A 19,851-nucleotide genomic window follows, 5' to 3' on the forward strand; every position below is an offset into this window, starting at 1 on the left:
TGTGTGACAGTTGTGCGGCGTCGTCAGATCGGCGGCGGTTTACAGACGGTCTACGCAAAAAAGCCGCGCAACTCGAAAGTTGCGCGGCTCTTCTTTAACCGATGGATCAAGTGTCTTGCTTGTCGGACAGGACTTTGCCGGTAGTTGCGTCGAAGTCCACGTCAAACTCTTTGCCGTCGGCCGTCTTCAGTTCCACTTCATATTCATAGCCATCGAAGTGGTTATCCAGGTCGGTGTCGGTGATGGTCGCGCCTGGGTGCAACTTCAGGGCTTCCGCATTCATCGACTCAAGGGATTTGATCTTGCCGTCCTTGACCAGTTGAGGAATCTGGTCGATTCGTACGTCCGCCTGGGCCAGGCCAGCGGTGAGGGTCAGGGCAGCAGCGGTAAACAGGGCAGTCAACGTTTTCATGAGTGCTTTCCTTGGTGTCGTTATTAAGGGTGAGTCGTTTAAGTGGGTTCAGATTATGTGTGGCAACTTAATTCACCCTTAATTCGAAAAATCTTGAAGCAAGTTTCCTGGAAAGGTCTTTCGACTCAGTAGCCGTTCTTTTCCAATAGCTGCGCCACGCTGCCTGTCTCGGGACGCTTGAAGTACTTGAGCAGCTCACTGGCCCGGTTGGTGAAGATGCCATCAACGCCGGCCTCCATCACTTTCTTGAAGTCCACCGGCTCATCCACGGTGTAGACGTGCACCAGCAAACCCTGGTCGTGGGTGTACTGGTTCATCCACGGCTGCACCAGGTCCGAATAGCTCTGGCTGCCGCCATGGGTCAATGCCGCCGAAGGACCGGTGCCGATGGCGCCATGGGCCTTGGCGTACTGGACCCATTGTTCGAACTCGGCCTTGTCCTTGGGCTCCTGCTTGGCGTAATAGGCGGCCTTGTCCGTTTCGCCGGACTCGGCAAACGTTACCTTGGACTTGGGTTCGATGTTGCCTTCGCCCACCCACAGCAGCAGGATCTTCGGCACCTTCGGCATCTCTTTGTGCAACAGTTCGAGACTGCTCTTTTCAAAGGTCTGCAGCACCACTTTGCCCTTGCCCTGGCCGACGCCGGTGGCGCTTTTGGCCAATTTCGACCCAGCGGGGCTCAGCCAACCACGGTCCTGCAGTTTGTCCTTCAGGTCGCGCTCGATGCCGGGGAACAGCTTCGGCTCCTTGGTTTCGATGTACAGCCCCGGTTTATGCAACGGGTTGCCCTCGGCGATGTTGATCACTTCATCGAGGGTGAGGATTTTCTGGCCGACGAACGAAGGGCGGGCGCGGTCCGGGTAGGCGGTGTTGAACCAGCTGCCGGCATCGAGGGTTTTGAGTTCCGCCATGGTGAATTCATTGGCGGTGCTGTCCTTGCGTTCGGGAAACTGGGTCGCGACATCCGTGGTGCGCAGCAGGCTGTCGTCATGCAGGACGAACAACACGCCGTCCTTGCTGCGCTGCAGGTCCAGCTCCAGGTAATCGGCGCCCAGGTCACGGGCCAGCTTGTAGGCGGCGGCGGTGGATTCCGGCGCGTCGAACGAGGCACCACGGTGGGCGATGACTGCCGGGTGTGGAATGCCTTGAAGGGTGGCCAGGGCCTTGGGACTCGGGGCCTCGGAGGCTTGTGTCTGGCTGAAGCCGAGCAACAGGCTCAGCATCAAGGCGCTGCGGGTGAAGGTGACAGGCATGCTCGAGATCCTTTCGTAGAGGAGGCAAAACCTATCTTTTAACAATTGAACGCTGTCGGCGCTATCGCCATACCGACATAAACCTGTGTGAAGCAGATTTTTCCCACCCATTTTTCGGCCGCTTTGCAGTACCCTTGACCGCACCAGTTTCCCCGGCAGAGGGAAACCTTAAAATCTGTTCACTTGCCCTGCGTGTAAACCATCGATCAGACGTCCCGAGGGACGCATCCATGAGGTTTACCATGCGCACCACTTCGACACTCATCTGCCAGGCCGCCGACCAGCTCAAGGGTTTTGTCGGCCTGAACCGCAAGACCGGCCAATACATCGTGCGGTTCAGCGAAGACGCCTTCGGCATGGACGTGGCTGATGACGGCATCATCCCCACCAGCGAATTTGTCTGGGCCCCCGGGGCGGATGGCACCGTGACCCTCAGTCGCGAGCGAATCCAACTGTTGCTGGACCAGAACATCGACGACCGCATCAACCTGACCGAACCTTTGCGGGTGTACATGGCCCGCGGCGACCTGCCGGAAATCAAGGCGGTGCGGCAGTTGGTGGAAGGCTGAAGCCACGACCGTGAGTTGAGTAAGAGGCCCTGTGGGAGCAAGGCTTGCCCGCGATGGCGGCGGCACATTCAGCATCGCTGCAAGCTGACCCCCCGCTATCGCGAGCAAGCTCAGCTCCCACAGGGGATTTGTGGTGAAAGCAGGATCTGTGAACACCCGCGATTCAGTGTGGGAGCGAGCTTGCTCGCGATGGCGATAGGTCAGTCACAGTGATGTTGGCTGATCTACAGCTATCGCGAGCAAGCTCGCTCCCACAGGGACTTTTGTCCTGGCATCAGGTTGGGCGTTGGAAGGCATAGTCCCGTTCAACCTTGCACACCCTCGTCTGGCATTGGGTATACCAGGTGGAGCGGCCTCGCTCACGAATCGCGCTGTGTTCGGGATGTTGCTTCCAGGCCAGGATCGCCGCTTCATCACGCCAATAGGACACGGTAATCCCCAGACCATCGTCGCCACGGGCCGATTCAACGCCTAAAAATCCAGGTTGTTCCCGAGCAAGGGCCAGCATGCGCTCGGCGGCTTCGGCGTAGCCTTGGTCCCCCTCGGTACGCAGGGAGGTAAAAATCACTGCGTAATAATGAGCGCTCATGACATTTGCCTGGCGCAGGCTTCGACAAACGCGCTGACCAGCGGTGGCACGCGGCCTTCCAGTGCGGCACGTTCAGGCTGGAACAGCGTGGCGACAAAGAACGGATGGTCTTGCAGTTCCACCGCTCGCAAGTCACCGGCCGAATCCCGGGCAACGGCGTGCAGGCGCTGGCTCAGCAAGTCTCTTTCAAAGTCTGGATTGACCCCGAAGCGGCAATGGTAGCCCTCGAACGCGGTCTGTCGGCCGTAGGCCTTGGCAATCAACGAGCCCGCATCGAACTGGAGGCTGTCGATGGTTTCGACCAAGGCACAGTTCAGCGGTGTCAGCAGCGCCCGTTCAGCCTCTGGAGAGGTTTCACCATGGACGGCATCGACCCAACCCATCACGTGACGGGCATATTCCAGCACGGCGTGCTGAAAACCGCCGCAAGTGCCCAGGAAAGGGCGACGCTGTTCGCGGGCAAAACGAATGGCCAGCACGGCACCGGCTTCGTTTTGGTAGGGGCTGCCGGGCACGCACCAGACACCGTCGAAATCTTCCAGCACGGCGGTGTCGGCGATGAGTGACGTTGCCAGCCATTGGAAGCGAATGGCCTGGCCGGTTTGTGTGCCCGCCAGCTCAAGTGCGAGGGGAATTGCCCGGTGAGCGGTGATTTGAGGGTCGTGGTCGCCGATCAGGGCGATGTTTAAAGGACGTTGATTTTCCATGGGAGGCTCGCCGCTTGTTGATTCCTGGTGGCCACTATAGATTGGCGTTCACGCAATCAATATTGGCGTTTACCCAAGTGATCAATGCAGCGACGCACTATCGTCTGGACTACCCCGACCTGTCCCTGATCCTCGCGCTGGTCCGTGGCGGCTCGCTGGCCCGGGCCGCTCGGCTGCTGCAGGTGGACGTGTCGACGGTGTTTCGTTCGGTACGTCGATTGGAAGCGGCCCTGGGTCAACCCTTGTTCGAAAAAAGCCGTTCCGGGTACTTGCCAACGAGCCTGGCCCAGGCGTTGGCTGAACAAGCAGAGCGCGCCGAGCAGGCGTTGGAGGCGGCGCGGGTGGGGGTGGAGCAGGGCGGCGAAGTCATCAGCGGGACGGTACGCCTGACGTGCAGTGATTCAGTCTTGCAAGCGTTGCTGCTGCCGGCTTTAGCGCGTTTCATGCCTGCCTATCCGGCGTTGACCCTTGAGTTGAGCACCTCGAACGACTTCGCCAACCTGAACCGCCGCGACGCCGACATTGCGTTGCGACTGACCCGTACGCCGCCAGAACACCTGGTCGGTCGCAACCTGGGCAAGGTGACTTACCGGGTATGCGCCAGCGCCACGTATCTGCGCTCGGTAGAGGCGGGTGACCTGGCTTCCATGATCTGGATCGCGCCAGACGATTTCCTTCCGGATCACCCCACCGTGGCCTGGCGGCGCCAGCATCTACCCGGCGTGATGCCTGCCTATCGCTGCAACAGCATGCTCTCGGTCACCGAACTGGTGCGGGCTGGTTTAGGCGTTGCGGCGCTGCCGGACTTTCTGATCGACGAACGCCAAGGCCTGATGCCCCTTGGCGAATCGCTGGAAGGATACGATACGGCGCTGTGGCTCCTGACCCGCCCGGACTGTCGGGCCTTGCGCTCGGTGGTGACCTTGTTCGATGAGCTGGGGCGCAACCTGCGCTGGGGTTGAGATTCAGGCCTGGTAACGACTCAGGAACATGTCGAGGGCCGATTCGATGACTTGGGTTTGCTCCTCCTGGGTCAGGCTCGGCTGCCCCATCGAAACCTGCGGCCAGAAAGCGAATGTCTTGAGCAGCCCATGCATTTGTTGGGCGGCAAAGGCCGGCTCCACGGGTTTCAATCGGCCATCGGCCTGGGCCTGGCGAATCCAGGCGGTCAGGCCTTCCTCACGCTGGCCCATGCGCGAGACCATGTCCTGGGCGCGCTCCGGGGAGTGAATGGTTGCGGCGATGGCGATGCGCGCCAGGTCGAGGAAATTTTCGTCCGCCAGCAGATGCAGTTTGGCTTGCAGCAACGTTTGCAGTTGCTCCCGTAGCGGCGTTTGCGGGCTGTAGGGCATGTCCTGTTCTGCGGTGATGCTGTTCCATAACCGATTCAGGATTTCGGCGAACAACGCTTCCTTGCTCGGGAAATGGTTATACACCGTGCGCTTCGATACGCCGGCGGTCGCCGCGATCCTGTCCATGCTGGTGATCTCGAAACCGCTGCTACGGAATTCAGCAATCGCGGCCTGGAGGATGGCTTCGCGTTTTCGCTCGGTAAGGCGCTGCGGTACGGTCATGGGCATTCGTCGGTTGAGAGGAGAGAACTTACACTCGGCAGTTTACTTGCTCCCGGGATTCATGCAATCTGGAAACTACACCGAGTGGTGTAGGTTTTCGTCTGACGGCTATGCGTGCATGCAACGGCCATCCAGCGTCCCACAACGACGAAGCGCAATGGCGACGACGTCCTTGGAGTTATCGCACCATGACCATCCCCTCTCTTTCGACCGATAGCCCGCCTGCCCACGATTCATCCCGGCAAGAGCAGGGCAAGTATCGCAATCATGCCTACACGCCGCGGGAAGGCTTTGGCACCACCCTGCGCATCATCTGGAACATGATCTTTCACAAGCCGCATTCCACTCGCCCTGCAGGTGCCATCGACGTTCGACCGCTGACGCGCGCCGCGCTGCTGGCCGCGCCGAACCACAGCGTCTTCCGTCTTGGCCATTCCACCGTGCTGCTCAAGCTGCGGGATAAACTCTGGCTGACAGACCCGGTGTTCTCCGAACGTGCCTCACCCGTGCAATGGGCCGGACCGAAGCGTTTCCATCAGCCGCCCATCAGCCTGGACGAGTTGCCGCCCATCGAAGCGGTGATCCTTTCCCACGATCATTACGACCACCTCGATCATCAGGCCATTCTCAAGCTAGCGACCAAGACCCGCCACTTCCTGGCGCCCCTGGGCGTGGGCGACACCCTGGTCAAATGGGGCGTCGACGCCAGCAAGGTGCGTCAGCTGGACTGGTGGCAAGGCACCGAGGTGGACGGCATCGAGTTCATCGCCACGCCCTCCCAGCACTTTTCCGGACGCGGCCTGTTCGACAGCAACAGCACTTTGTGGGCGTCGTGGGTGATGGTCGACGGCGCCACGCGAATTTTCTTCAGTGGCGACACCGGTTACTTCGAGGGTTTCAAACGCATCGGCGAACAATACGGCCCCTTCGACCTGACGCTGATGGAAACCGGCGCCTATAACGTTGACTGGCCCCATGTCCACATGCAGCCGGAGCAGACCTTGCAGGCCCATATCGACCTCAAGGGCCGTTGGCTACTGCCGATCCACAACGGCACGTTCGACCTGGCGATGCATGCCTGGTATGAACCCTTCGACCGCATCCTGGCCTTGGCCTGGGAACGCAACGTTTGCATCACCACACCGCAAATGGGCGAAGCTTTCACCCTGACGCAGCCGCAACGTGGCCGCGCCTGGTGGCTGGATGTGGACCCCTCGACCTATCAGGACCAGGCCGGTATCGCCTAGAACCTGCTCCGCGGGGGTCATTCGATCATCGCGTAATCGGAACGCCCCATGGGGTCCGGCGTCGCGCCCTTGATGTTCATGCCGCGCCCCGGTGCGAAGCCGGGGAAGAACACCAGGCCTTCCGCCTCCAGGCGAAATGCCAGGGCCAGGCGGGTGACATCGAGCAATTCGCCACCGGCCTCAAAGCGGCGGATGGCCCGAACCGAGACGCCGGATTGCCGGGACAGCTCCTCGACACTCCAGCCCAACATGGCTCGCGCCTGTGCACAGTGGGCGGGGGTGAACTGATAGACAGCGATGCGTTCCAGGGTGGTTTTGATTGCGAGAGAGGCCATGGGGGGTGCTCCAAAGCTGTGGGATTAAAAAATACTGTGTTTTTGTACAGTTGTTTTGAATCCCGATCAATCTCATTTTTTTGATCAATGACCGGCGGTCTTCGCCAACCAAGCGCTCGGCGCGTGACCCAATACGCGACGGAACATGGTGGAGAACGCAGCGGGACTGTCGTAGCCCAGGTCCAAGGCTATGCGTGTCACCGAATCCCCTTCAGCCAGGCGGGCCAACGCCGACATCACACACGCCTGCTGCCGCCACTGGCTGAAACTCAGCGCGGTCTGCCGGCTGAACAGGCGATTGAATGAGCGCAGGCTGATGTGCAATTGCGCCGCCCATTCCACGGGCGAGGCATGGGCGTCGGGGTGTTCCAGGAGCGCCTGGCACAGGCTGAGCAGGCGAGGATCCTTGGGCAGCGGAAGGTGCAGTGGCAGGTGGGTGCTGCGCAGCAACTCGTGTAGTAGCAGATGAATCAACGCCCCGTCCCGACCCGCCTCGTCGTAGTCCGGCGCAAGCTCGACGGCCTCCATCAGCAACTGGCGCATCAGGGGCGACACACTGATGACCTGGCACTGCGTGTCCATGGCCATAACCGCGTCCGGTTCGATGTACAGGCTGCGCGTACTCACGCCCAGCATCAGCACTTCATGATCGACCCCCGGCGGAATCCACACCGCCCGTTGCGGCGGCACCACCCAATTGCCGTCCGCCGTGCTGACCTGCATGACCCCGGTGGCACCGTAGAGCAACTGCGCGCGGCGATGGCGATGCAACGGCAGTACTTGCCCGTGAGCGTAATCGGTGCCGATGGCAACGACGGCCCTGGGTGTCGCATCCAATAAATCGATCGAAATGTTGCGCATCGACGGGCCGCTCACGATTGGCGTAAATGCGAACATTATTGGCCTGTTTGCTGCTGCAGGCCAAGCTTCGCCTCCCTATCGTAGACGCCTCCCCTTCCACGGATGCACCTCGATGCTCTATGTATTGCTTGCCTGTTTCGGCTGCCTGAGTGGCATCACCGCCGTGCTGTTCGGCTTCGGCGGCGGCTTCGTCGTGGTGCCCTTGCTGTACCGCATGCTCACCGCCAGCCACGGTGCCGACGACCCTGTCGGCCAATCGGCGATGCACATTGCCGTGGCCACTTCGACCTGCGTGATGATCGTCAACGCACTGATCGCCACGGTGAAGCATCACCGCGCCCGCAACCTCATTCGCCATTATGTATGGCCGTTGGGCGGCTTCATCGGCCTGGGCGCTGTCGTCGGCGCCATTGCCGCGATGTGGGCGAGCAGCGAAGTCATTCGCTATGGGTTCATCGTTTATCTGGGCGTGACCATTCTGGACTGCTTGTTCAGACGCGGTTTTCTGACACAGTCTGACGCTGTGATCCCACGGCGATTGGGCAGGGCAGAGGTCTCGGCGGGCGGGATCAGCATCGGTGCCATCGCTACTTTCCTGGGCGTGGGCGGCAGCGTCATGACGGTCCCGCTGTTGCGCCGTTGCGGGCTGAACATGTCGCGCGCGACGTCCATGGCTAACCCGTTGAGTTTGCCGGTTGCGGTGGCTGGGACGCTGACTTACATGGCCATGGCCGGGTTTGCCGAGTTTGATTTGGGGCCGTGGTTTGTGGGTTACATCGACTTGATGGCCTTCGCTGTGCTCACACTTGGCGCGCTACTGGGTATTCGTCTGGCAACGCCATGGATCGGACGGATACCGGATAAGGTCCATTCGCGGGTGTATGTGGGATTGTTGATGTTGGTGCTGATCGGGATGTGCCTGAGGTAGGGGGCGTTATTGACCCGCCAACCCCGGCGCCTCACGGATGATGAAGTGATCCAGGTTCTCGATATTGGCACTGAACACCCCGAACGTTTCTTCGGGGTTCTTCTTGCTCGGCACCTGTTTCAACTCGGGCGTGACCCCATAAAAGAAGCAATACAACGGCGCGTCACTGTCGATGGCGTGCTTGATTTCTTCCAGGAACGCCTTGCGCTTGCGGTAGTTATCGATCAGCTTCTTGCTCAAGTAAACGTTGACCGAGTAAGGCTTCTTCTTCGCCTCGTCCGGCTGCTTGAACCAGACCTTTGCTTCGAAATCGATGCGAAAGCTCAGGGTGTAATCCTTGATCTCCTTGATCTTGCCCCAGTAAATCAAGCCCTTGTTGTCCTGCAAATACTCGATCTTCTTGAAGAACGAGCCATAGGGCGCCGTGTGCTCGCCAATCTTCAGCGGCTTGCGCTTGAGCAGATCCTTGTTATCGAAATTCGAAACGAAACATTCCACCGGATGGGCGAAGACACTGGTCTTGTCCGGTGTCGAGTCCTGGGCGGAATGAGCGCTATCACCGTGGGAAGATACGGAGGGAGGCGTAGGCCGAGTCGCGTCAACATCCTTCGATGGATCGGACGGCTTACGCAGGTACTGACGCCGAGTCAGCAACAGCTCCGACGGAAAATGTTCCTCGCGGTCGTCATCCGTTTCCGCCTCGCCACTCTCTACACCCAACCCCGGCGTTTTCGGACTGACATAAGGGCAGCCCTCGATATGCTGGGTCGTCGGCTGGTTCTTGAAATGTGGCGTACGGATGTAATTAACGTTCTTGGCATTGAACGTCGTCAGCCGATTCTCCTCTCCAAACGCTGTCCGACAGGCCTCGTTGGGGCACTGAAAGCGCTCCTTGGCCGAATCGAAGGCCATGGTCTCGTCGAAATTCAGATCCCGAACGTCATAGATCGAAAGCTTGGCATCGAGGCTGAGGCAATAGGCAGTGTCGAATTTCATCGGGGCTCGGGTCCGTGAGAGGAAGTGTATTAATACCGAAGGACGCGGCGGGCTGCACCCAAAGTTTCAACACACCACACGCCCCCTGTGGGAGCGAGCTCGCTCGCGATTCCCAAAACCAACCCAGCCATCAAGCCCGCCACCCACCTGCGCCCTGACACCAACTGTGGCGAGGGAGCTCGCTCCCGCTGGGCTGCGAAGCGGCCCCCAATTACAGACTCCCCACAAAAAATCGCCCCCAACGCGTAAGCATCAGCGCTCTTCAGTCATCCCGCATCAAAGCACGCAGTCATAGGTGCGGATGTTCTGCCTCAGCGCCGCCAGAAACGAGAAGGCATTTTCCACCCGCTCGCCCTGGAAACCGTGGTAATAGTTTTCCGGTGTCAGCACGGTGCCGGCGCCGCGTTTGTTGTCGGGGTGCAGGCAGTAGGGGATCGACAGAAGACCACTGTCGAAGGCCCCGAGCAGGGCTTCGGACAAGTTGCTGTCGTGGGCCAGCGCGCCTTCGATCAGGCGTTTCGCGCTGCGCAGGACACGCTCGTGTTCTTGGGAATCGAACGGAATCTGCGGTAAAACGCCGTCGGTGTTCAGGCAGTAGTCGCAGTACTCCAGCGCCGCGATGTTTTCCTCTACCCGAGGTATGCGCCTTGATTCCACCGGAGTCTTGATAATCACACGCTGCACACCCGTGGCGCGAATCATGGCCAGCGCATCGCCAGTGATTCGGCAGAACCCGCCAAGCGAGCGCGGGAAGAAGCCCATGAACACATAACCGACAAAGTGATAGCTGCCCGGTTCAAAATAGTCGGCCGCAAGTTGTTGGAGAGCTGTCACGGCTGCGCGATCCTGCACCGGCGAGGTGCCTTGAGCGTAGGAGAACGACAGCGTCTTGATGCCATGGGCGCGCAAGAACAATCCTTCAAGGATATTGAGCGCCACCAGGACCACCGGGTCGCACATCTGTCCCATCATGCAACCGGCGAAGCTTTCGATGTGACTGTTGTCGACGCCGCTGGACAGTACCTGACAGGCTTTCTCCCAGTGACCGAACGCCTCGCGCAGCGGCGTGCGACTGTACGGCAGGCAATAGGAAATCGGCCCGCCCTCGGTGGTGGGCAGACCGACTTCGACCATTCGCTCGAAGATGTGCAACGGGTCGGGTGAACCATGACGAACCTGCACCGGCAGGCGGTAGCGGGCATCAATCTGATCGATCAAGGCACGGGTCTGTGCCGGCGGATGGTTAACGATCGGATAACCATTGAGCATCGATTCGCTGTCGATGGCCCGTTGCGCTGCTTCAAGATTGTTTACCCGGGTGAACGCATCAAGCGTGATGGTGCACACCGTGTTCGCCCGGCTCGCGGCTGTGGCTTCCAGACCGGCCTGCATCCGGGCCGGGTCACTGAAGCCCATTCGCGGCTGGAGCACCGGGCCATGGGCGTTGAAGCGTTCGAGAACATGGGTGTTGAAATCGATCATCCTGATCTGCCTTTTCTGCGAATCTGTAGGGGCAACGGGTCAGCGAGCGACCCGTTTTTCCAGGTAATGCTCTGGATACAACTGGGCAGACACCAGTTCCTGGAAGGCATCGAAGCTGTTGGCCACGCTGTCGTCGAACACCTCATCGAAACCAGCGGCGCGCAGTGTGGCGCTATGTCGGGCAATGGTCTGGGGATCGTTTTCGGTGCAGATTTTGCCGCCGATATACACCCCGTCGGTGTGTTTGGTTTCCCTACGAATACGCAGAGCGAGTTCAGCGCCTTCGATGTAGCCATGGCCATTGACCGTGCTGACGACAACCATGGCACTGGGGTGGCGGTTGAGCCGCGCGATCACCTCATCCATGGGCGTGTTCGGGCCCAGATTCTCGACCTTGTAGCCAATGTCAGTGAGCAGGAACTCCATGAACACCAGATTCCAACTATGGGAGTCCGAAGGCACAGTGGTGAGCAGAGCGGTTTTGCTGAAAGTCATCGTTAAAGTCCCTTTTAAGTTGCTGTCCTGGTTGCGTAGTACGGGAGTGCCCGCTGGAAGTTGCGAAAGTTGGTGGTCACCGAGTTGATGTAGCCCCAGCTGTCGGCGTAGTTCGTGGGAAAGGGTTTGGAACCTTCGATCCTGTCGCGTTCGCGGGCAGTAATGTAGTTTGGCCAATCTTTGGATCGTGGGCGGCGGTGATGAAAGTCGTGGCACGGTGTATCGCCGACCATCACAAACACCCGGACAAACAAGTGGAACGCCAGCATCTTGATCAGCCACACGCTGATATGGGTGAGGCGTCGAACAGTTCCCGCACCTTCGGGTATGCGCAGCTCTTCGCCGATAAACACGCCGGTGGTGCTTTCGCAAATGAAGTCGATGCCGCGCCGTTCCAGCACTTCCACGCTGGGCCAGGTGTGCTCGGCCGCCAGGCGAAATGTGGTGCTGATGTGGTAGCCGGCGAAGACCGGAATCACCCACGCCACAATGAACAGATCGACATGACCCAAGGCGGCCGACAGCAGAGCAAGGCCCGCCCAGAAGACCAGCGTCAATGCTGCAACGCGGCGGTTTGCAGCCGTGGCGGTGCCTTTTAATCGGCCCCAGAACGAACGCAGCACGGCCAGTGGCGAGAGCGCGGTCGAGACCAGTTTGGTCCACATCGCGGCGATGCTGTCGGACGGTTTTAACCCCACCACGCTTTGCAGGTAGGAGAGGGTGTCATCATCGTCGGTCAACAGCGTCTTCGAACTGTGATGCAGAGCGTGTTCGCTCTTGTAGGTATCGAAGGGTTTGAGCATCAGGACGCCGGAAATGATCCGGCCAATGGTCATATTGGTCTCGCGCGATTCGAAGACCATGTCATGGGCACAGTTGTGGCAGATCATCACTTGCATCTGCTTGATGCCACCGGTTGCCAGGACAAAACCCAACAGCCACAGCGCAATGCTGGCCTGCGAATAACCGATACCGGCCAACAGCGCGCCGCCGGCTATTAATCCCGCCGACACAACGATATGGTGGAACGGCTTCAGAGGACGGACTTTATCAAGGTCTTCGGGGAGAGGCTTGGCTGTCAGCCAACTCAGAAATGGCTGCATGAACCCTGGAAGGGCGCGCATTGAGTTACGTATCATCCATGTTTCCTCTAGGGTTTTGCTCCATGCAAAAACTGTAACGTGGCCTCTGGATATTTCGAATAGAAATAGGTGGAGATCGATTTTCCATTTTTGGGTATGTCATCAACATGGATTGGGATGATCTGAAGGTCTTTATCTTCGTGGCTAAATCGAACAACGTGACCGAGGCTGGAATCTCGCTCAAGGTTTCGGCCTCGACGGTGTCGCGCAAGATCGCAGCGCTTGAGGAATCGCTCGGTACGGTATTGTTTTCGAAGAAAACCAACGGCTACTTCCTGACTGAGGCGGGAAGGGCGTTGCTGCCATTGGCACTGGAAACGGAGGAGCGTTTCAAACTGATCGAACGGCAGATGTCGCAACCCGGTGATCGGATGGCGGGACAGGTGCGCATTGATTGTCCGGAGCTCATGGGCACGCACTTGATCATTCCGCAACTCGCGGTCTTTCATGACCAGCACCCCGAGATCAGCTTCGACTTCATTAACTCGGCGGTGTCGTCGAAACTCACACAAAGCCACAGCGACATCATTATCCGCTTGCGCAGGCCGGAGAACGGTAACTTCACCATGCGCCGGGTCGGCACATTGATGCAGGGGCTTTTCTGCTCCCAGGCGTATGCCGATGCCAACGGCCTGCCGGCCGAACCCGCCGACCTCAAGCACCACAGCCTGATCGGCTGGACCGAAGAAATGTCGTACATGCCGCTCGCCCAATGGTTGAGCGAAATGGCCGGTGACCAGAGGCTGTGGATGCGCGTTTCAAACCTGAATGCGCAGCTCAAGGCGGTCGAAGCCAATCTGGGGATTGCCGCGTTACCCGTCTATGTCGGACATCAGTCCGGTCTGTGCCAGGTGTTGGCTGATCGCCCTGCGCGGAGCTCGGAAATCTGGTTGTTGCGCAATCAGGCTACCCAGGGTGTGAGCCGCGTTGATCGAGTGGTGGAGTATCTGACGGAGCTGTTTCACGGCAAAGCGGTCGGCCTGCACTGACGGCCGCTTTGACCGCGAGGTCATGGCACCAGGATCAATGAACCCTGGGTTTGGCGGTATTGCATGACGCAATGGGTCTGGGCAGCCAGTGCGAGGGGATGATGCGTTATTCGCGGCAAACGAATCGCGCCGCTGGACATGGCTTGCAATACCCGCGCGGCCGCGTGGGTCAATTCAGCGTCGTCGCCGATGTAATGCTTCAACGACGGCCGCGTCACATGCAGCGAGCCCATTTGCCCAAGGCGGGACAGGTTGAAGTCCGTCACGTCGCCCGACGCATTGCCAAACAGCACCAGATGGCCGCGCGGGCGCAAGCTCGCCAATGACAGCTCTACGGTCTCTTTGCCGACAGAATCGAACACGACATGGGCGCCTTTGCCATCGGTCAATTCATGGATCGATCCAAGTGTGCCTGGCGCTTCGGCGTCGAGGGCCGCCATGCACCCCGCTTCCAGCACCTGGCGGCGTTTGGCTTCGGTCGAAGCGAGACCAATGACGTGCACCCCGCGAGCGACTAGCCAGCTTGTGGCAATGCTGCCCACACCGCCTGCCGCCGCGTGCCATACCACAAAGTCGCCAGGCGCCAGCGGCACGCAGCGATGCGTCAGGTATTCGGCCGTCAGCCCTTTGAACATGACGCCTGCCGCGACTTCGCTCGGCACGTCATCGGGCAGGCGTATCGCCCGCGAAGCGCGAACGACTGCGTGACCGGCGTAGCTACCGGTCGAGCTGTCGACGAAGGCCACTCGATCGCCAATGGCCAGGCTTTCCACCTGCGATCCACATTCGACGACACGCCCCGCACCCTCCATGCCCAAGCCCCTGGGGAAGGCTGAGCCATCGTCCAGCGCGCCGGAGCGCCGGTGCAAGTCGATGAAATTCACACCGGCGGCTTCGATGGCCACTGTGATTTCTTCAGGGCCGACGGTCCGCAGCGGGTATTTGCGCAATTCCATGACGTTGGGTGTGCCGGGGGCGGCGAAGACAATTCCGTGGGTCTGGGTCATGGGAGCCTCCTTAAAGCGGACCGATGCGCAGGAAAATCCAAACAGCCACCGCTATCAACATCAGGCCAAACGCAGCGTTCTGGAACATCAGCCATTTGGGGCGCGATTGGATCAGCTTCTGCACGGTCGACCCCATCGACACCCAGATGACGTGCGAGAAGAAGTTCAGCGAAATCAGCGCCGCACTGAGGATCAACACGACGGTGCTGCTGGTCTCGCCGGAAGGCATGAACGTGGAAAACATCACCAGCAACATCACGATCCCTTGCACGTTGCCCAGTTGTACAACAATGCCGTCCCGAAATTGCAGATGCATGGCCTTGTCGGTGGGCGCCTTCAGTGGCCGGCGCAGCATGCGCACACCGAGCCACAAGATGTAGAAGCTGCCCACCACTTGCAGCGCCCATACCAGTGTCGGATTGTTCGTCAGCGTGTGATAAAGGCCTAAGCCGACCAGCACGGCGATCAGGAAGTAAGTCATGTCGAGCCCAACGATAAACCGCACCGAACGGCGCACGCCGCTTTGCGCACCCGACGTCGCCACCATCAAGTTGCCAGGGCCTGCACTCAGGGTCAGCGGCACCATGGTCGATAGCCAAAGCAACCAGTTGATGCTGAAAATTTCTTGCATGTTGTCTTCCTTAATCACAACGCGGACTGAACTCCGGCAAGTCTAATTCGCGGTTGCTTCTAAGGTTATGGCGAGGAGCGCAAGGCGGTTTTTCATAAATGGGGGAAGGGTGGTGGGGAGGGGGGCGCTCGCGACTACCACAAACAATTCAGCCATCAAGCCTGCCACCTGCCTGCGCCCTGACACCAACCCGTGGCGAGGAGATTTAGCGAAACGTCGCACCGCCCCGCTGGGCTGCGAAGCGGCCCCTTTTCCAGTCTCAGATTGACGTAATCGGTATCATAATGCCGGTTATGGCCTGACCTTCCAGGTAACCGGCAATATATTGCCGAAACAACAAATAGAATTTCGATGAAAGAGAATACGGGTGAACGACGCAGGGCGATCATTGACGACATCGTCATGCAACATGTGACAGGGGCCCAAACCCTGGGAACCTCTATCCGCCGGCTGAGACTTGAGGTTACTGGGCTCGACCAAGAGACCTTCGCAGTTATGTGCAAGATGTCGACAAAGGCTCTCTACCAGATCGAAAAGGACAAGGGTAATCCGACCATCAGCACCCTCGACGCGATCCTGAGAAAGTTTGGACTGCGCTTGGGGTTGATGGCTGCTGTACCTCTTTATACGCCGCCACCCCGACCGCAAAAAATCGACCCCAAAGCGCCCACTCGGGGCGCCAACCCTAAACGAAAGCCCACAGAACAGCCCGGTAGAGTTACTACTCCCAGAGCCACTAAAGAGGTAAAGGATGGCGACAATGGCCCAGGCGAATGAGCGGAGACGGTGTATGAGCGAACAGGTTCAAGTAACCCTGCACGAAGCGAGGTCTCAGCTCTTACAACTGGGTGCGCGCGCATGGCAGGGCGACAGGGTGGTGATCACCAAGGCCGGCAAGCCTTATCTGGATCTGCTGCCTCATGTCGATACACCGCACGCGCGCAAGCCTGGGCGGTTGAAGGGGAAGATTCGGATGTCGGCGGATTTCGACCGCACACCTGAGGGCATCCTCAAGGGTTTTGAGTGCCGGCCCTGAGTGTAGGTGAATTCTCTTAAACTGAGATTTCAGCAGATACCTCAGCCATGCACGCCTCGTCGAACTCTCTCATGGTGACCTCGTTGATAGCGCCGATTTTCAGCAGCGCTTCGGCCGAGTTGTGAATCGACTCGAAGACCTCACTTCTTATTTTTTTCGTCATCACTTATCCCCATATGTCCTTTTTCGTCCAACAGAAACTGGACGCTTCCCGAAACCATTATTCCAAAGCCGTGGGAACCTGCCCGCGATTCTCAAAAACCGCAGCAATCACGCCTTACACCAACCTATGACCTGACACCCGTGGCGAGGGAGCTTGCTCCCGCTGGGCTGCGCAGCAGCCCCAACCCAACGGAGAGTTTTCACTCAACGACCAGCCGACCAATCTTCTGATACAGCGACAAGGTAAAGGCCTCTCTGTCACTGGCAAGATGACAACGTCGATGGCAGTTCGGGCAAAGCGCAACAGCGTTAGTAATGCTGTCCGACGCATCAACCGAAGCCTCAAGCTCTTCGTCGCTCCAGCCGCTTTTTTCCTTTTGGGTATCCATACAATCGCCGAGGGTTTAGACCCTCGGACGATACTGACTGGCCATTACGACTGTCTACGAAAACTCCTACAGAAAAAGCAGAGTCTTCCGCTCGGAGCGTCCTACGACACTGAATGCCCTGAAACATGAAACACCTCTAGCAACCTACGCCACCAAGGCTTAGTCGCTGCCGCCCGACCTCGAGTTCGATTGAGCAACAGATAGGGCATGTCCCGAAGTCGAATCCAGCCGTCGTTTTGCCAATGCAACAGGCTTAAGGACATCTCCGGCCAATCCAGCACGCTCAGCATCGGCCGCTCGGTATCGGTTGATGCCTGTGCGTCCCGCAAGGCCGGTACAACCTGATGCGTGAGCCATTCACGCAGCAAGCGATTCCCTGGCGCGTAGTGATAAACCAACAAGGCATACACGCCAGACTCGCTGAGCATCAGCCGCGTTTCAGGCTGGCCGTGGTATCGAATCAGCAGAGCGTGTCGCTGGTCCTCATCCAGTTTGCTGACCATGCGCTCGTTCAGATGCACACCCATTAAGCGTCCGAGGTCGCGGGCGCAAAACCAAGGTTGGTTTTCCAGAAGCAGGGCGTGAAGGTGGAGGTTGTGACGGATGAAAACCGCCGGAATGTAAGCATCAGGCATGATGGGTCTCCGAGGTATACGGAGAGCAGAGCTGCGTTCTTATGGGCATAACCACCTCTACGTTCGAAGGTTAACGGCGCGAGCCCGACGTAGAGGATGTAAGAAAATCCCAACTAGCTATTTCTCCCACACAAAACCGCAAATGTCCTTGGACAGTACGCGGCTCTATGTTTGGCGATTAGCTACTACGTTGGGCGTTTCTTAGGCACCTGCGATTAAGATAGGTAACGAGGCGATGTAGCGTCAATACGGAACAATTCTGAGTTTTGCGTAGGGGAACGGTAGGGTGCCGGCCTCAGAGTTAAACGCGGTTTTTGGTTCTGTAGAACAAAAAAACCCCGTTTTCACGGGGTTTCTGTTACGCGTGCAGCCTAGGATTTTTCTGTCGAATCAATCCCAGCTCAAAGCCCCACCCGTCTGATACTCAATCACGCGCGTCTCAAAGAAATTCTTCTCTTTCTTCAAGTCCATGATCTCGCTCATCCAAGGGAACGGGTTAGTCGTCCCCGGATACTCTTCTTTCAACCCAATCTGCGACAAACGACGGTTAGCGATGAACTTGAGGTAGTCCTCCATCATCGCCGCGTTCATCCCCAGCACCCCACGAGGCATGGTGTCGCGGGCGTATTCGATTTCCAGTTGGGTCCCTTGCAGGATCATCTGGGTCGCTTCTTCCTTCATCTCGGCATCCCACAGGTGTGGGTTTTCGATCTTGATCTGGTTGATCACGTCGATGCCGAAGTTCAGGTGCATGGATTCGTCGCGCAGGATGTACTGGAACTGCTCGGCGACGCCGGTCATTTTGTTGCGGCGGCCCATGGAGAGGATCTGGGTGAAGCCGCAATAGAAGAAGATGCCTTCCAGGACGCAGTAATAAGCGATCAGGTTGCGCAGCAACTCTTTGTCGGTGTCCGGGGTGCCGGTTTCGAACTTCGGATCGGAGATCGAACGGGTGTATTTCAGGCCCCAGGCAGCTTTTTTCGCGACCGATGGAATCTCGTGGTACATGTTGAAGATTTCGCCTTCATCCATGGCCAGCGATTCGATGCAGTACTGGTAGGCGTGGGTGTGGATCGCCTCTTCGAACGCCTGGCGCAGGATGTACTGGCGGCATTCCGGGTTGGTGATCAGGCGGTACACGGCCAGGACCAGATTGTTGGCAACCAGGGAGTCGGCGGTGGAGAAGAAGCCCAGGTTGCGCATCACGATGCGGCGTTCGTCGTCGGTCAGGCCTTCCGGGTTTTTCCAGAGGGCGATGTCGGCGGTCATGTTGACTTCTTGCGGCATCCAGTGGTTTGCGCAGCCGTCCAGGTACTTCTGCCAGGCCCAGTCGTATTTGAATGGCACGAGCTGGTTGAGGTCGGCGCGGCAGTTGATCATGCGCTTTTCATCGACGGCGACACGGGCGGAGGCGCCTTCGAGTTCGGCGAGGCCTTCGGCGACGTCGAGTTTGTCGAGGGCGGCCTTGGCGCGAATGATCGCGGCCGAGTCGCTGGCCGTCACGGCCCGGGCTTCGAGGGCGGCGGCACCGCCGGCGCTGTCGAGGCGGTCCATGTTGGCTTCAGAAGCGTGGCCGGCGTTAGCGCCTTTTACAGCGACTTCGCCACTGTCTTCTTTGTCGAATTCGTCCCAGCTCAGCATGACGTGTCGTCTCCTGCGTGAGGGCCAGATGCCCAATGAAGGCCTACTGGCCGCGGTGGATCTTGAAAAATCGTTTGTTGCAGCAGCTGACGCAGGCAATAAACAGAAAAATGTACGGGTCATTCCGGAGCGGCGGTGAACGCGAGGAGGCGATGGGCCTCTGCGTGGGCTCCAGGCTGGCGTGATCCCCTGTAAGGGAATATTGCAGGCCCGTTTAAGGCGGCATTATAAGGACTTTTTTGCCTACGTGCTGCGGCGAAATAGCTCACAGAAGGGGCGGCGGGGGGCATATCCGCGTGGGAGCGAGGGTTTACAAGGCTTTGGCCGCTCAAGATTTTTTTTGCATGAAGCGGATCGCGGATTTTTTTGATCAAAAAAACAGCGTTTTTTGCGGTTTTGCACTACATGTTGTGTTTGTGGAGGGTTTTCGGCGGTTCTAGACACAACCTGGCCCGATCGAAATCGGGCCATGGAAATTGCCAGTTGTGATCAGCCGTTGGAGCAACCGTTGCCCATGATGCTGTAGCGCAGGATGTGGCGTTGGCCTTTGGAGTCGTCGTATTCCATCTTCGCCGGAACCACTTCGCAGACGTTCGGGATGTCGCTCATGGAGATGACTTTGGCGATGTCCAGGTGGGTGGAGTAGGTGTACTCCTCGATGGCCGGTTTTTGCTGTGCTGCGTCGATCGGAGTCTCATCCGCCATTGCGGTGGCGCACAGGCTGCCGAGGACCAGGACCCATAAAGCTTTCATTTGTATTTCACCTTTTTG

Annotated in this window: 23 protein-coding genes and 1 pseudogene; 7 read left to right on the top strand and 17 right to left on the bottom strand. The window is 58.6% G+C overall.

From position 1 onward, the window contains the following. Positions 1-106: 106 nt before the first annotated feature. Positions 107-412 (bottom strand): PepSY domain-containing protein, encoded by a 306-nt coding sequence (locus ACIPQ1_RS14360; protein WP_250965845.1) that lies wholly within the window; start codon positions 410-412, stop codon positions 107-109. 125 nt (positions 413-537) lie between these two features. After that, positions 538-1,665: a glycerophosphodiester phosphodiesterase gene (locus ACIPQ1_RS14365; protein WP_411385434.1), complete on the bottom strand. Its 1,128-nt coding sequence runs from the start codon at positions 1,663-1,665 to the stop codon at positions 538-540. A gap of 242 nt (positions 1,666-1,907) precedes the next feature. On the opposite strand from ACIPQ1_RS14365, the gene ACIPQ1_RS14370 reads away from it, so the two are divergent. Then, positions 1,908-2,234 carry a DUF2025 family protein gene (locus tag ACIPQ1_RS14370; RefSeq protein ID WP_250965846.1) on the top strand — a complete coding sequence of 109 codons (327 nt, stop codon included), beginning with the start codon at positions 1,908-1,910 and terminating at the stop codon, positions 2,232-2,234. Positions 2,235-2,508: 274 nt separating this feature from the next. Here ACIPQ1_RS14370 and ACIPQ1_RS14375 read toward each other — a convergent pair whose 3' ends face one another. Both ACIPQ1_RS14375 and ACIPQ1_RS14380 read right to left on the bottom strand, forming a co-directional pair. Beyond that, positions 2,509-2,823, bottom strand: a complete 315-nt coding sequence (locus ACIPQ1_RS14375; RefSeq protein WP_186710585.1) for an antibiotic biosynthesis monooxygenase family protein — start codon at positions 2,821-2,823, stop codon at positions 2,509-2,511. Beyond that, entirely contained in the window at positions 2,820-3,530 is a 711-nt protein-coding gene (locus tag ACIPQ1_RS14380; RefSeq protein ID WP_411385433.1) for a CTP synthase C-terminal region-related (seleno)protein, read from the bottom strand. Before ACIPQ1_RS14380 ends, ACIPQ1_RS14375 begins: the two co-directional genes overlap by 4 nt. Positions 3,531-3,544: 14 nt before the next feature. Between ACIPQ1_RS14380 and ACIPQ1_RS14385 the strand changes: the two genes are divergently transcribed. After that, positions 3,545-4,492, top strand: a complete 948-nt coding sequence (locus ACIPQ1_RS14385) for a LysR family transcriptional regulator (protein ID WP_411385432.1) — start codon at positions 3,545-3,547, stop codon at positions 4,490-4,492. A 3-nt stretch (positions 4,493-4,495) separates the two neighbouring features. On the opposite strand, the gene ACIPQ1_RS14390 is transcribed toward ACIPQ1_RS14385, so the two are convergent. Then, entirely contained in the window at positions 4,496-5,104 is a 609-nt protein-coding gene (locus tag ACIPQ1_RS14390) for a TetR/AcrR family transcriptional regulator (protein WP_411385431.1), read from the bottom strand. Positions 5,105-5,292: 188 nt separating this feature from the next. Between ACIPQ1_RS14390 and ACIPQ1_RS14395 the strand changes: the two genes are divergently transcribed. Next, the gene (locus ACIPQ1_RS14395; protein ID WP_446534335.1) at positions 5,293-6,351 is read left to right on the top strand and encodes an MBL fold metallo-hydrolase; all 1,059 of its coding nucleotides are present in this window, start codon (positions 5,293-5,295) and stop codon (positions 6,349-6,351) included. Positions 6,352-6,368: 17 nt separating this feature from the next. Here ACIPQ1_RS14395 and ACIPQ1_RS14400 read toward each other — a convergent pair whose 3' ends face one another. Continuing rightward, on the bottom strand, positions 6,369-6,686 hold the full coding sequence (locus ACIPQ1_RS14400) for a helix-turn-helix domain-containing protein (RefSeq protein ID WP_250965852.1): 318 nt from the start codon (positions 6,684-6,686) through the stop codon (positions 6,369-6,371). An 84-nt stretch (positions 6,687-6,770) separates the two neighbouring features. Further along, positions 6,771-7,547, bottom strand: coding sequence for an AraC family transcriptional regulator (locus tag ACIPQ1_RS14405; RefSeq protein WP_411385429.1), 777 nt, complete (start codon positions 7,545-7,547; stop codon positions 6,771-6,773). A gap of 112 nt (positions 7,548-7,659) precedes the next feature. On the opposite strand from ACIPQ1_RS14405, the gene ACIPQ1_RS14410 reads away from it, so the two are divergent. Continuing rightward, on the top strand, positions 7,660-8,475 hold the full coding sequence (locus ACIPQ1_RS14410; RefSeq protein ID WP_446534336.1) for a sulfite exporter TauE/SafE family protein: 816 nt from the start codon (positions 7,660-7,662) through the stop codon (positions 8,473-8,475). 6 nt (positions 8,476-8,481) lie between these two features. On the opposite strand, the gene ACIPQ1_RS14415 is transcribed toward ACIPQ1_RS14410, so the two are convergent. The 4 genes from ACIPQ1_RS14415 to ACIPQ1_RS14430 form a co-directional block, all read right to left on the bottom strand. Beyond that, entirely contained in the window at positions 8,482-9,471 is a 990-nt protein-coding gene (locus tag ACIPQ1_RS14415; RefSeq protein ID WP_446534337.1) for a hypothetical protein, read from the bottom strand. Positions 9,472-9,747: 276 nt separating this feature from the next. After that, complete coding sequence (locus ACIPQ1_RS14420) at positions 9,748-10,953, bottom strand: methylaspartate mutase (protein ID WP_446534338.1); 1,206 nt, start codon at positions 10,951-10,953, stop codon at positions 9,748-9,750. Between the two features lie 39 nt (positions 10,954-10,992). Next, positions 10,993-11,448, bottom strand: a complete 456-nt coding sequence (locus ACIPQ1_RS14425; protein ID WP_446534339.1) for a cobalamin B12-binding domain-containing protein — start codon at positions 11,446-11,448, stop codon at positions 10,993-10,995. Between the two features lie 14 nt (positions 11,449-11,462). Further along, a complete protein-coding gene (locus ACIPQ1_RS14430) occupies positions 11,463-12,572 on the bottom strand; it encodes a fatty acid desaturase (protein WP_446534340.1) in 1,110 nt (369 codons plus the stop codon). A gap of 125 nt (positions 12,573-12,697) precedes the next feature. On the opposite strand from ACIPQ1_RS14430, the gene ACIPQ1_RS14435 reads away from it, so the two are divergent. Then, complete coding sequence (locus ACIPQ1_RS14435; protein ID WP_446534341.1) at positions 12,698-13,579, top strand: LysR family transcriptional regulator; 882 nt, start codon at positions 12,698-12,700, stop codon at positions 13,577-13,579. Between the two features lie 20 nt (positions 13,580-13,599). Here ACIPQ1_RS14435 and ACIPQ1_RS14440 read toward each other — a convergent pair whose 3' ends face one another. Continuing rightward, a complete protein-coding gene (locus tag ACIPQ1_RS14440; protein WP_446534342.1) occupies positions 13,600-14,586 on the bottom strand; it encodes a quinone oxidoreductase family protein in 987 nt (328 codons plus the stop codon). A 10-nt stretch (positions 14,587-14,596) separates the two neighbouring features. Next, positions 14,597-15,217 carry a LysE family translocator gene (locus tag ACIPQ1_RS14445; protein WP_207965725.1) on the bottom strand — a complete coding sequence of 207 codons (621 nt, stop codon included), beginning with the start codon at positions 15,215-15,217 and terminating at the stop codon, positions 14,597-14,599. Between the two features lie 351 nt (positions 15,218-15,568). Here ACIPQ1_RS14445 and ACIPQ1_RS14450 point away from each other — a divergent pair, with 351 nt between their 5' ends. Then, complete coding sequence (locus tag ACIPQ1_RS14450) at positions 15,569-15,994, top strand: helix-turn-helix transcriptional regulator (RefSeq protein WP_411385423.1); 426 nt, start codon at positions 15,569-15,571, stop codon at positions 15,992-15,994. Between the two features lie 13 nt (positions 15,995-16,007). Beyond that, positions 16,008-16,253 carry a type II toxin-antitoxin system Phd/YefM family antitoxin gene (locus ACIPQ1_RS14455; RefSeq protein ID WP_411385422.1) on the top strand — a complete coding sequence of 82 codons (246 nt, stop codon included), beginning with the start codon at positions 16,008-16,010 and terminating at the stop codon, positions 16,251-16,253. A 362-nt stretch (positions 16,254-16,615) separates the two neighbouring features. Here ACIPQ1_RS14455 and ACIPQ1_RS14460 read toward each other — a convergent pair. The 4 genes and pseudogenes from ACIPQ1_RS14460 to ACIPQ1_RS14475 form a co-directional block, all read right to left on the bottom strand. After that, positions 16,616-16,741, bottom strand: a pseudogene (locus ACIPQ1_RS14460) (HNH endonuclease); the annotation flags it as partial. Positions 16,742-16,905: 164 nt separating this feature from the next. Then, positions 16,906-17,439, bottom strand: a complete 534-nt coding sequence (locus ACIPQ1_RS14465; protein WP_446534343.1) for a BRO-N domain-containing protein — start codon at positions 17,437-17,439, stop codon at positions 16,906-16,908. Positions 17,440-17,829: 390 nt separating this feature from the next. Then, positions 17,830-19,080: a ribonucleotide-diphosphate reductase subunit beta gene (locus ACIPQ1_RS14470; protein ID WP_030142465.1), complete on the bottom strand. Its 1,251-nt coding sequence runs from the start codon at positions 19,078-19,080 to the stop codon at positions 17,830-17,832. 489 nt (positions 19,081-19,569) lie between these two features. After that, a complete protein-coding gene (locus ACIPQ1_RS14475; protein WP_250963453.1) occupies positions 19,570-19,833 on the bottom strand; it encodes a DUF2790 domain-containing protein in 264 nt (87 codons plus the stop codon). Between the last annotated feature and the right edge of the window lie 18 nt (positions 19,834-19,851).

Source organism: Pseudomonas sp. LARHCG127, from assembly GCF_052871455.1.